This is a genomic window from Carboxylicivirga sediminis (assembly GCF_018156225.1).
Classification (GTDB): domain Bacteria; phylum Bacteroidota; class Bacteroidia; order Bacteroidales; family Marinilabiliaceae; genus Carboxylicivirga; species Carboxylicivirga sediminis.
Genome location: NZ_JAGTAR010000013.1, coordinates 86,301 through 100,083 on the forward strand (window position 1 = coordinate 86,301; position 13,783 = coordinate 100,083).

Consider the following 13,783-nt stretch of genomic DNA (forward strand, 5'->3'; position numbering starts at 1 on the left):
AATAGTTCAGCCATAATAAATCACACATTACTGATATGTGATTTATTTAATACTTTACAATTAATTATTGTCAAAAAATATCTATTGCCCTTGAATTAGCCTATATTTTAATACCGACTTATTTTTATGCTTCACCTGAATCTTCCCGTCAACTATATTATAAGGTACGTACTCAATAGGCCGATCGTTTATATCAAGTGCCTGTATTAAAATATTGGTTGTTAAACCCAAGACTGATGGATTAAATTCAACAATTTCGAAATCCTTAGCAGGAATAATTTCCCAACCGAAGGTTTCGTTTTTAAAGTATACTTTTCCATCACATCTAAAACTTTCATTTTCAAACACTGTCGCATGTGAATCAATATATATTTGATTGGCAGCCTGATTAAACTCTGCCAATCCTTTTGACTTCCACTTGCTTGACTGTCCATACACCGAGATTAGATCATATTCAGGATGATATGCCAAAAATCCATGTTCTGGTAAATCATACTTAATACCTTTTGCATCAACTGTCCATACCTGGTCTGAGAAATTCACAAAAACCTTTAGGCCTGAAGAATAGTCAACAGAAAGTTTAGCTTGCTTGAGCAAATCCTTTTTGATAGCTTCAGAAGAGCTAACATAGTTAATTCCATCAAAGTATTTAATGCCAGAGACTGGAATCATTGAATAATATTGCTGTAACGGTTGAAGCATCGCATAGCGTTTTATTCGCTCAGTAATATCTCCATTGATTAGTCCAATGTGGCCATACGCTAATGTATATGCCAGATACTCCACCCCTTCCACATAAACGTTTCCAGCATCCATCTCAAGGGGGTGTATTTTTAATAACTGAAAATCTGGAAAAACATCAATCTTATTGAGTTTTGGGTTGAAATTTGCATAATTTCCATCCACTAACCCTGCATACCACCAATGATAGTTACCTTCCGAGTAAACCGGCCCATGATAGGCTTTTTTCTCATTCATCAAAACCAGGCCGTAACATTCATAGCTGCGCCTAAAAGTTGCTGCACCTGGTACTCTATGATCATAATCCACCCTTGCCACTGGTGAAACAGCTGTATGTACATCACAGTAACTATGATTGGTTCCAAACTCTTGGTGTATTAGTGGAGCAAATTTCTTTTGCTGCTCAACAGCTATCATTGGTTTTGGGGAGTAACATCGTGACCAACTAACTTCCCAAGCTCCATTTGGTTCCCGTTTAATCCAATCAGGATTCCAGTTGGCATTAACCGGTGCAAAATCTGTATAGTTAGAGTACAGACCAACAAGCCATCCTTTACTTTTTATGTTTTCCACCAAGTCTTGTACAGCTGCATTACCTCCTCTCCCCGGAGCTGATTCTGTTCTAAAAGTGTAACTCTCACCACCATCACGCCAAATACCTTCATGATATCGTACGGCAACTTCTTTTAAACCTAAAGCTCTTAATTCTTTAGCTTGTTGTTTAAGGTAATCATGGTCTGGTGTACCTTCCACCATCCAAAGACGATGAGCCATAATAGAACGCATTGGAGACTTAGGGTTGTCCACTGTGGGTAATACCTCTTGTACATCGGGTGAAATATTTATAAACAGCTTCTCTCTTACCGGATTTCTAACCCCATTTGTTTTGGGAATGTATTTGACCCCATTATTGTAGCTTGCCCAGCCATCTTTGATATGATGACGACCAGGCGTAAAGTCCGATGCATCCGAGTAATACCAATCAAATTGCTTGAAGAAAAATAAATCATTACTGTATAATATCTGTGGAACACGATGGTCCCCATAGGTTAAAAACGGTACAGTGATGAGCTTTGCCTGTTCTTCAACTTTCGTCCTTCCAAGGTTTATAGAGCTAACATGACCTTCTTGACTCTTTTCATGTATACCTATAATTACTGATTTCTGCTTGATCGTATACCAAACATTAAACTTTACTTTCTTATGATTGTAAATAGCCAATGCTTCTACAAAGAGTGTATCGTTCTTAATTTTTGTTTTTTTAATATCCCATTCAACTAATTCTGCACTATCGAATTCAAGCTTAGCACCTTCATTAATGGGAATAACCTTATTGTTATATACTAATTTCAACCCATTTAAAAGGCCATGTTCAAGATTTAATTCATATCTAAATGATTGATCAGTGCCATCGTATTGCAGGGAGTAAGTCTCTCCTAATTTATTTATTGTATTTGAATATTTACTCTTATTATCTGGTAAGATCGTCACATCTCTTAAAGGGAAAGGTAATTTATCGGGCCACTTTTCGTACTCAATCGGTTTAAGCTGTTCTTTATAAACATAAATAGGCCCTAAAAAATAATTTAGCTCTAAATCAGTTATATTTCTTCGTCCTTTAAAGCGAACCCCTATAAATTTGGCAGGCAATTTAATATCTTCATTGAGCTTAATGTGGCTTAAATGCCAATACTTATGAATCATACCAGGATAACCTGCCTGAGTAAAGTCCAGCTCGTGAAGCTGTCCATTTGCTCCCTCAACAAGTGCAAAATGCCTCATTGCAGTCTCCCATTTTGGTTCGCCCCATAGCCAATGTGCTCCATAATTCCAGAAATCAATACAATCCCATGAATTGTCTATTACAATTGGCTTTTTGAGTTTTACCGTGATAGAAGCTTTCTTATCGGTTGCTTTAAAGTTTAATTTGCCACAATATTTACGATACAGCTGTTGTTCTTGCGTCTTTGTTAATGTCGCAATGCTGTTTTCTGTTTCCAATTCCCAAATCTTATCATCTTCGAAAGTAACCAAGGGAACTCTCGCTTCATTTCGATTAGCCATTTCATAAGGAGTGTTAGCCTGATGTCTGAACGGCTTGGTACTATCTTGTAGAGTACCTTGTGCACTTGTTGAATTAGAATTCAAAATAATTACACTCAACAAAAAAAGAGCATTAATAACGCTAAACTGTCTAAGCAAAATCATAGCAAACTGATATATTAACACTTTATACCCAAGGAGTAGCTTTAAACCTAACGATAGGTGTAAAGTGAGATAATTGAAAATAATTACATCGAAAGGATGTTTAATCAAACTCACTACCCGAAGTAGTGAGTTTGATTATCTAATGTAACTTAAATGTCACTAGAGATTTTAATAGTCACTTAAATTATTACTTATTCTGGTTGGGTAACTGTAACCAACTATGCCATCCGCATTAATCGCATACATACGAATGATGTATGCAGTATCTTTAACAGCGAACCCTTCAATAAGAGCAGTAACAGCACCAATTCCTGTTTCTTCAATTTCCCCAACAACCTTCACTGCATCACCGTCAAGTTCAGGAAATTGCATTTCTAACAAAGATTCGGTGGTCTTTAACTGCCACAATACTCCAACCTCCTGAATCGGAGCTCCCCCATCGGTATAAACACGACATCCCACTTCTGCAGATGTTTCGGTTATAATAGGACTTTTACTCTCATCAAGTAATATATTGGGTCGCGATAATGTTGGTGCTTCAATATCTTCATCGCAACTACTAAATGTAAGCAGGGAAAACACTGCAATAAATGTTAATATATATTTATACATAGTCTTGACTTTTAATTAATTGTAACCATTATTCTGCTTCATATTCGTATTTGAATTCATTTCTTCTCGAGGAATAGGCCAAACATAATCACGAGAAGAATTAAAAGAACGAATATCGAGAACTTTCGTTTTATATTGCCATTTATCTGTTGTTCCCATACCATCTCCAGGATAGGACATATCTTGTAAATAGGTTGCATCATATCCATGAACATCCTTCATCACATCCTCCATAATTCCCCATCGTCTGATATCATTTAATCGGTGTCCTTCAAAAACAAACTCTATGCGTCTTTCATTTCTAATAACGTCACGCATCTCGTCCTTACTTAAGCCAGGCATCGCATTAGTAAGTGTTGTCATACCAGCACGTACTCGCAACTCATCAATTGCTGCATATACGCTCATATCTGGGCCTGCTGCTTCATTTTGTGCTTCTGCATAGTTTAATAAAACTTCTGCATATCGAATAAAAAGTTTATTGGTTCCTTCACTCTTAGTTCTATCAAGAGCTTTACCATTATTAATCCATTTCTTTGGTTTAAACCCAGAACCACCTAAAATCCAGTTCTCTTCGAATCGTAAATTTACACGTCCCCAAAACTCTATTGTCCATGGAGCACCGGGATAATAAATTGATGCCTCTAGGCGTGGATCTCTATTCATATAAGGATTTTCAGGATCATAACCTGAATTAGGATCGGTTATAGGCAGCCCATTAGCCATGTAATAAGATTCAGCTAACTCTAAGGTTGGTAGAAAAGATGGCCACCATTCCATTAAAGGCATTTGAAAAAAAGATGGATTGATTTGAGGTGTATAATGAACTTCAAAAATAGCTTCTGTTCCCGATACTTCAACCTCATTTTCTTCTAAGAATAATCCCTCATAATCCGAATATAAACTATACTTTCCAAGATCCATACAATCTTGTGCAGCTTTTGCCGCATTAACCCATTGCTTGTCATATAGGTAAACACGTGACAAAAATGAATAAGCAGCACCGCGTGTTATACGCCCTTGATCATCAGGACCATCATAACTTTCTGGTAAAATTGGAATAATATCATTAAGATCCTCGATTATTTGCGCAATTATATCTGCTTTTGCAGTTCTTGCCGGCTCTTTATTTTCTAAATCCGGTGCATCTAAAATTAATGGTACATCACCGAAAAAGTTAACTAAATCATGATAATACCAGGCACGCAAAAACTTTACTTCTGCAATGTAACGAGGAATTTTATTAGAAATAAGTGTCGATTTTTCAATTGCATCTAAAAAAGCATTAGCTCGTGCTATGCCTGAATAATTTCGTTTCCAATGGGCTTCAACCCTGAAGTTCTCAGCTGTAACAGTTCCTCTGGCAAAATCAGTTGCTCCTTCCCAGGGAGAACGGTTAAAAGCATTATCTGTCATTACATCGTAATACATTGGATAGACTCTTAACCACAAATTATCATCACTGCTAAAGTCAATGTTATTGTAGACCCCATTTACAACAGTTTCCACTTGTTTCTCAGTCTTCATAAAATCTTCTGGTCGACTAAAGTCTTTCGGTTCAGTATCCAGATAGTCTGCACATGCGCTCATTACAAGAGCGATGACTAATATATTTAGTTTACTAATAATCGTTCTCATCATTTAAAATTTAACGTTTACACCCATTGAAAATATTCTCGTCTGTGGATATTGCAGAGTATTTGTTGTAGTACTAGGCTTTTCAGGATCAAAGCCATAGCGCATTTTTGTCCATGTTAGTGCATTCTGTATATTTCCATATACACGAACATGAGAAACCCCAATACCTTCGAGCAAACGTTTTGGAATAGTATAACCTAGAGTTACATTTTTCAAACGCAGATAAGAAGCATCCTCCATGTAGTAATCTGAAACTATATTAAACCTGTTTGGCTCACTGTATAATCTTTGGATATTACTATCTGGATTGTCTTCTGACCAAGCGTTACGATACCAAGCCCCAGTTGCAGCAGCTCCTCCATGAAAAGGGGCGGTGATCATTCCCTGATTAAGTGAATTAACTCCAAATACGCCTTGGAAGAATAGTCCTAAATCCCAGTTGCGCCACCCCAAGTCAAGGTTACTCGAAAATACCCAATCGGGATAAGGTTTGCCCAATAATGTTCTATCATCAGCTGTTATAACTCCATCTCCATTTAGATCAGCAAATTTGATATCTCCAGGTTGAGCAACCATACCAGCATAAGCATTACCAATCTCTGTATTAAGATGATTATCTATATCAGCTTGAGATCTATATAGTCCTTCCGTTTTAAATCCATAAAAAGAATTAAAAGGTTTACCTACTTCCCAAATTAAGTTATTGTCAAAAATTATAAAATCCTGACCACCTAAATCAGTGATCTCATTTTTAGTACTTGATGCGGTAACACTGGCTTTAATATCGAGTGCCTTATACTTTCCAACATAGGTTGCCATCATCTCTACTCCCCTATTCTCCATTGCTGCAGCATTTACAAATGGAGCCTCTGATAAACCTAGAGTACCTGACACTGGAAGTTGCATCAGAATATCCTTATTTGTTTTAACGAAGTAATCAAATGTGGCAGTAATCTTATTTTTAATAACTCCAATATCAAAACCCATATTTAATTGTTCTGAAGTCTCCCATGTGGTAGAACGATCTGCAAGCCTTGTAATTGCGGCAGCAGAATACAAGGTATTATTAAAATTATAAGTCAAATCAGAATTCATTCTATTACTTGCAGCATAATAATCACCTATTGCTTCGTTTCCTAATTGCCCCCAAGAAGCTCTTAACTTCAAATTGGCCAACCAATCTACCGACTCAAGAAATGATTCTTCTGATACACGCCAACCAATCGAAGCTGACGGGAAAGTACCCCATTTATCTTCAAACCTTGAACTACCATCTCGACGCACTGTTGCCTCCAGCATGTATTTATTTAAGATATTTAAATTCAAACGTCCATAATATGATAGCCATGACCCTTCATATGCTGAAGAACCATTTTTCTGAGTCGCTGGATCTCCAATGCCCATACTTGGTACATTAACTGGAAAATTAGCTCTACTCATAGAATACTGCTTATAACTTAATTCACGAGCTTCAAAACCAGCTAAAGCATTTAAATCAACACTCTCTCCTATTTTTGTAGAATAATTTATCTGTGAATCAGTCATCTTGGTTAAGGATGTTTCTCTATAGTTCTCCAAACTTGCCTGAGTTGGAGTGCCCTTTTGCAACTGACCATTATCTTGTAATGAATAAAAAGTCAAAGAAGGATTCCATATCTCCAATTCATTAGATGAACTATACAAATTATAAGAAGCATCAATTTTTAAGCCCTTAAGAACTTCCAGGCTAGCTGCCATTCGGATATTTATAGGTGTCGATTGCGTTTGTCTATATCCTCCTTCTTCCTTTGCGGCCCAATTACTTCCATACCCAGTATAGCCAACAGTTGGTATATATTTTCGTACAGTCGACGGAGCAACATAAACATTATAAATTGCATTATCCATACCTGCAACCACATCATTTGTTGTCTGATCATAACCGGACAAATTAAGATCTAATCGTAACTTATCTTTGAGAAAATAGGAAGTGAAATTAGATCGAATAGTCAGCTTCTTAGTATCATTTCCATCCACAATACCGTCCTGATTAAGGTACCCTACAGAAACAGAATACAGGAGGTTATCTGAGCCACCAGATATATTAACATGATTATCATAAATCGCTGCCGATCTAAATGTATCAGAAATCCAATCATAATTAGTTGGATACATCATTGGGTCGACATTGTTTCTATAATTATACATGTATTCTTCATTATACCAGGTAGGGTATTGACCATTATTCGAATTTGCTTCAGCTTGTGCACGTAACTCGAGGTACTCGACGCCTTTCAGGACATCCGGCATTTCCGTCACCTGTTGTACACCGGCATATCCTTTGTAGTCTACTTTCATTTGACCAGACTTACCTTTTTTCGTTGTAATTAATATTACACCGTTAGATGCTCTGTTACCATATATGGCAGTTGATGCTGCATCCTTTAGAATTGAAATATTCTCCAAATCCTTAGGATTTACATCTGCAAGATCGCCTACCATCCCATCAATAATTACCAATGGCTTACTATTACCAAAAGTTCCAATACCACGAATTAGTATTTGGGCATCATCATTTCCAGGCTGTCCTGAAGTTTGCGAGATAAAGGCACCAGCAACCTGACCTTGAAGTGCTGCACTTGTATTGGTTAAAGGCCTGCTTTGCAATCCTTCTGGCATTACAGATTCTACCGCCCCGGTAAGGTTGGCCTTTTTCTGAGTACCATAACCAACAACAACAACTTCATCCAATCCTGTTGACTCCTCAACTAAAGTAATATTGATATTTGTTCGATTGGCAACTTGAATAGTTTGCGTATTAAAGCCAATAAAAGAAAATGTTAAGGCGGATTCCCCTGAACTAACTTCAATAGAATAGCTACCATCGATTCCTGTAATAACTCCATTCATTCGATTTGCTTGTTCAAAAACATTAGCACCGGGAATAGGTTCACCATTAGAATCTGTAACAACCCCTTTCACAGTTATTTGAACTTGCTGATCATTGATTATAGTTTCATTATTTTCTTTAGGTAAGAAAATAATGAAATCATCCTGAATTCGATATACAAATTCTGACCCCCTCAATACTTCATCCAAAAGAGTAGTAACCTCCTCTTGTCGTGAATTTATAGTCACAGTTCTTCCTATATCTATCATATCAGAACTATACACAAATCGATAATCACACTGATTCTCGATAGCTTCAAGCACTTCAACAACTGACGCGTTTTTAACATTTAAATTTACTTTGCTTCGTTGTGCATTAACACCGGCTGAAAGATGTAAACTGAACACGAGTAAGAAAAATGATAAGATTTTCATGACCCTTAGGATTTTTTTCACCTCTGAAGTCATCGGAGGTTTAATAATTCGCCATTTTTTCATAAATTTAACTCTTAATTTATATTAAACTGAATATTTAGTTTTAACAGGAGAGGGCTCGCAAAACTCTCCTGTTTTTTATCTAATCAAACTAATCCTTTTTTCATCAAGAACCACCTTGTATGCTGTTCTTTCTTTAGTTATAACAATAGGCATTGATAACTGTATTACATCTAATATATCTGCTAGTGTATCATCTTTAACTGTTAATGATACCTTAAGATTCCTTAATGAATCATTAGCATCCAATTCGAATTTCACTCCATACCTCAATCCCAATTCAACGAAGAATTTATCTAACGCAATATTCTTAACTTGTAAGTCTTCCTTTGACCAAACTATGTTTTCCCATGAAGTTACCTTATCTACATGTAGTTCATTCAATGAATAGGTATAACTTGCTAATTCACCAGGTACAAGGATTTGTTTAAAATCCTTATTCACATCATGTGTAAGCATCACACTACCCTCTTCCAGTAAAACATCAACATTCTCTGAATCTGAATTGACATTAAATTTAGTACCCAAAACCTCAATATTTATCGGCCCACTATTGACAATAAACTTCAAATTATCAGGTCTAATATCAAAGAAAGCTTCGCCCTCCATGCTTACTCGCCGACTAAAAATAAATTGAAGTGGATTATACGAAAGTGTAGTATTCTCATTCAATATTACTTTGCTACTATCAGGCAAAGTGACTTCCAATTTCTGTTTTAACCTAGTTTGCACCAGAACATCCTGATTCATCGCTGTACTGTAAAACAAGATAGTAGTAACACATAAAGCTGTTATAACAACTGAAGCAACAGTTAACAGAAATATTTTCAGCTTTCTATTGGAATATCTCTTCAAAACAACTGTCTTTTCAAACTCCTTCCAAGCATTGTCTGTTCGAAAATGATAAACTTTCTTTGAATCCAACTTCCACTTCTCTTTTTGCAGCTGAAAGTATTCCCTGTTTTTGTTTGAAGCTCTTATAAACTTCAGCAGTTCAGATTGTTCATCTGGCGATGCAGTTCCTTGTAAATATTTGGTGATTTTGCTTTCCATTTTGAGTTTTGTATTGATATATTAAATACACATACAAATTGCAAAACCCTACTTTTAGAAAAAAAAAAATCGAAACAATATAAAAAAGAAGCAGAAGTCCCCCTCAACTCAATCTTCAATATAAAATAGCTTTACAACAAGCTATAGAAAGAACCCTATAGCATTGGAAGATTAATACAACCAATCAAAATAGCCGGAATTAAAGATTGCCCTGGATATTTACTTTCGATATGAATGCGTATATGCTTCTTTGCATTAGAAATGTGTCTTTCGATAGCCTTAACTGATATATTAAGCTCCTCGGCAACCTCTTTTTGCAAACGTCCTTCAAATTTACACATCTCAAACACTTCCCGGCACTTTGGAGATAATTGTTCACACGCCTCTTTCAACTCTCGCTGTATAAGATACTCTATAGGCTCTTCCTCAAATCCATTAAAGTCATTTTCGCTTAAAAACTGCACATCTTTTATTTCTTTGGCGATACAATTTAAGTGCCTATTATGTATTTCTTTATCCCGAAGATAATTTATACAGCGATTACGAATTGACTTAAAAACAAAAGATTCTATTGACTTTTCCAATCTCAGTTCACATCTATTATTCCAAATATTAATAAACGAATCTTGAACTATGTCCTTTACATCATCTTCATCTTTAACAAACAACGAAACATAATTAAAAAGTCGCATGTATGAATTTCGATAAAAGTGTTCAAATGCATTGACATCACCTTTTCTAATCAACTCGAACAATAGCTTATCTACAGACATATCAATTACGTAAGATATTATAACTATAGGCTTTCAATCTATTAAACACAATATTTTTCAAAGAAGGCTCCAAAAGACTGCTAATTTTGAACAAACTTATTGATAAGACCTAATTGCAATAATTTGGTATAAAAATCTTTGGTAATAAAAAACTCTACATCAACAAACTTAGTATCATATGCCTGAACTGTTGTATTAGAACTTAAAATCTGAGCTTCTAACCGCATGGCATCGCTTCCCGCATATACATTTTTCACCCACTGAATATATAAATTATCTGGTTCTTTTTTAATTGCATCTTCAATAATCGCATTCGCTTCGTATTGATTATTCCGACTATGCACTAATACTTGCCACAATAGTTTTGAACTTTCGTTAAGGTATTGTGGTGTTTGATGCCCCATTACCTTCTCATAACAAGCCTTTGCTTCCTCCTTCTTACCAAGGTTTTCATTAGCTATAGCTATCAGAAAATCATCAAGCCTCTCATCAACATCATAATGTTTACCAACACCTAAATTTAATGGCCATAACTTAGCCTTATTGGCATAATCTATTACGTAGCTGTATTGTCCTCTTTCAAGCGCCCTCATAGCTAAACGCAAACATACCTCATGGTAAATATTTCTTCCTTCTGTAGCCCCCTCATAAGGCATTACGTCAAAGTTCTCCAAGAATGAAAGACATTTATCAAACTTTTCTTGTTTCATAAGAGCGTTGGCATACAGCATTCCAAATTTGGCATTTTCAGGATAACGCTTGTGATACTTCTTAGCCAAATTCTCTGCCCTAACAAGATCTTTGCTTGCTATTGCATTCTCTATGAGCAATAAATTCAACCGCCAATCGTCACTATCAATTTCTAACGCACGCTTTAAACACGCCTGCTTTACACCTTCATCACCTACAAATAAATTAATCTTGGACAGATAATATGCCACAAAATCAGGCTCCTCGTCACATGCTACAAAACACTGCCTTGCCTCTTCTAAACATCCTATATGCCAATTAATTAAACCTGCATAATAAGACATTTGCCAACTAAACTTCTCCTTCAAGAGGATGTTTATTACTTTTAAAGTTTCTTTTCGATGAGGAAAGACGTGTGCTGCGGATAATTTGCTTAACTGTTCTAAAAGCTCTTTTCTGTTTTCAGGATTTAAATAAGCCAACCACAATTTAATTATAGGATGGTCAACCTTATATGAGTCTAATATTTGTATTGCTTCTTTTTTTTGACCAACCTGATCGTATCTAATTGCCAAATCTAAAACTGTCTCGAAAGGCAGTTCATTCGAGATATTGCTTAACCACTGTTCATTGACCTTTTCTCCGTCATAGTGTTCTTCAAAAGCAACAAAGGCATTGCAGGCATCAAGATTATCTAATTTTTCTAAAGTCTCATTATACTTCGACAGATCATTATTAAGGCGACTGGCAATAACCACCAGCTCCAACGCTCTAGTGTTAGTACCATTAAATAACAATGCCTTATTAGCAAATCGTATTGTCTCATTGAGTTGCTGCTCTTGCAAACATATCTCCGCTAATTTTGTGTAAGCTGCAAAACGATACTCAGGAGACTGAGCTGAAATTGAAAACCCACTTTTAGCTTCATCCAACTTGCCTAAATCTTTATTGACCATCCCATAAATATAATTTCCCAATGGGTCATATGTATCAATAGCAAGTGCTTGGAGGCTATATTCCAGAGCAGTTTCATACTTAGCCTTTCGATAATTCCCAAGTGCTAATCTGCCAACCACAGGTAACAAAGTGGACTCTTTTACATAGGCAGATTCATAAGCCTCCATAGCTTCTTCATAACGTCGTTGTTTTTCTAACTCCAACCCTTTAACATACAACCCATAAGCACTATTCCAGTTGAATTCTTTTAGTGGAACAGTTGGGCGTTCCAAAAACTGTTCGACACTTTTTGAATCGTATTTTAATAGCTGTCTGCCTATTTCAATAGTAAAATCGCTATTTATATCAATTTTTATTTTTCGCTTATACAATTGCAGTGGATTTAAATTAACAGCTTCCTCAAAAAGTTTAACCCCACCGCTTGAAATCACTATATCCGTTTCTAGTTTTTGAAGAGGGCTCAAATAAAGTTCAAAACCATCAGCTTCTTGTTTCACATTTAACACTCCATATTCGGAAGCAGCAACCATGCCCTTGGTTTCTTTTAATGGGAACCATAATTCGCGCATTATATCAGAATCGTAAGGCATAAACTCTCTATGTTTAAATGGTGTGAATGTACTGCTATGGGCCGCTTGGTTAAATAATTTTCCTGCCTGATATTCGATGTACTGTCCATCTCCATCCGACAATAAATCTTCCCAAATCATCCCCTGATCTGAAAGCCCCCAAATCCAGATTTTTTTACCTGGCTTATCATCATAATCGGCATAATGTCCAAAACCAAAATTATCATCATGCCAATAGCCCCCGAAAATATTTGCATAGGCATTCAATACATGGTACGATTTATAAATTCCAAAATTATTTTGTTCATACATGGCAATGTGTTTGCCATTATCGTATGGCCAATCTCCAACTTCACCTCCATGGCCTATTCTTTTGTTCCCCGGATAGATAAACTCAAGATTCCCATTGGCTTTTGCTGCCGCATTCATCCAATGGTAATAGGTAATGGGTACATCAGAAGTATTATGCCAAGAGGCAATTGTTTCAAAGTAAGCTTTATCTTTGTCAAGCTTTATCTCCACATTCCATCGGGAACCTGATGGTAGATCAATTGCTCCTACTACACAAGAAACGCTACCATCTTCATTTTCTTTAAGAATATAATCCACAGGTGTGGCACATGTTGGTATATGCCCGATATCGCCAAAGTTATATTCTAATCCTCCAGAAGACCAGGCACCACGCATTGCTACATCTCTGAACTTAACACTATGATTGTAATACAAAAACTCTTTCCCTGTCGATTTTTCAATTGCACCCCAAATTTTCCCGCCAATATCTGGGCAAACGAACACTTTAACAAAATCATTTTCAAGCACAACCATCTTCCATTCCTTTACAGCTCCATCTTTCTCGTAACCATCAAACCTAAAATAAGGATATATCCGATCCGGATTAACAACCGGATTTGGATCATAAAATGAATAAGTATTCATTGCAATCCATTGTTCACTTATGGTTGCCTTTTGGGCTATATTAACTGAAGCTACACTTAACATGGCTATTAAAACTAAAAATGATTTCATTATACTTATTTAAATGATTATAACCAGCGTCCATCGGTCATTACACATTCTTAAATATTGATAACGCTGCCTTTCTTATGCTGTAACTATTATTGCACTCGCTCTAAATAATGGATAGTATTAATATTTTACTTTTTTACTGTCCGAAATTAA

7 protein-coding genes are annotated in these 13,783 nt (G+C 36.1%); all 7 read right to left on the reverse strand.

Annotated elements, in window-relative coordinates; translation table 11 throughout:
* Positions 1-81: 81 nt before the first annotated feature.
* Positions 82-2,949, reverse strand: coding sequence for a hypothetical protein (locus tag KDU71_RS10025; RefSeq protein WP_212190357.1), 2,868 nt, complete (start codon positions 2,947-2,949; stop codon positions 82-84).
* Positions 2,950-3,117: 168 nt separating this feature from the next.
* On the reverse strand, positions 3,118-3,561 hold the full coding sequence (locus tag KDU71_RS23015) for a hypothetical protein (protein WP_244828344.1): 444 nt from the start codon (positions 3,559-3,561) through the stop codon (positions 3,118-3,120).
* Between the two features lie 15 nt (positions 3,562-3,576).
* Positions 3,577-5,199, reverse strand: coding sequence for a RagB/SusD family nutrient uptake outer membrane protein (locus KDU71_RS10035; RefSeq protein ID WP_212190368.1), 1,623 nt, complete (start codon positions 5,197-5,199; stop codon positions 3,577-3,579).
* A 3-nt stretch (positions 5,200-5,202) separates the two neighbouring features.
* Positions 5,203-8,565, reverse strand: coding sequence for a TonB-dependent receptor (locus tag KDU71_RS10040; protein WP_212190370.1), 3,363 nt, complete (start codon positions 8,563-8,565; stop codon positions 5,203-5,205).
* A gap of 75 nt (positions 8,566-8,640) precedes the next feature.
* On the reverse strand, positions 8,641-9,615 hold the full coding sequence (locus KDU71_RS10045; RefSeq protein ID WP_212190372.1) for a FecR family protein: 975 nt from the start codon (positions 9,613-9,615) through the stop codon (positions 8,641-8,643).
* A gap of 155 nt (positions 9,616-9,770) precedes the next feature.
* Positions 9,771-10,388 (reverse strand): RNA polymerase sigma-70 factor, encoded by a 618-nt coding sequence (locus KDU71_RS10050; RefSeq protein WP_212190374.1) that lies wholly within the window; start codon positions 10,386-10,388, stop codon positions 9,771-9,773.
* Between the two features lie 80 nt (positions 10,389-10,468).
* Complete coding sequence (locus KDU71_RS10055; protein WP_212190376.1) at positions 10,469-13,630, reverse strand: DUF5107 domain-containing protein; 3,162 nt, start codon at positions 13,628-13,630, stop codon at positions 10,469-10,471.
* Between the last annotated feature and the right edge of the window lie 153 nt (positions 13,631-13,783).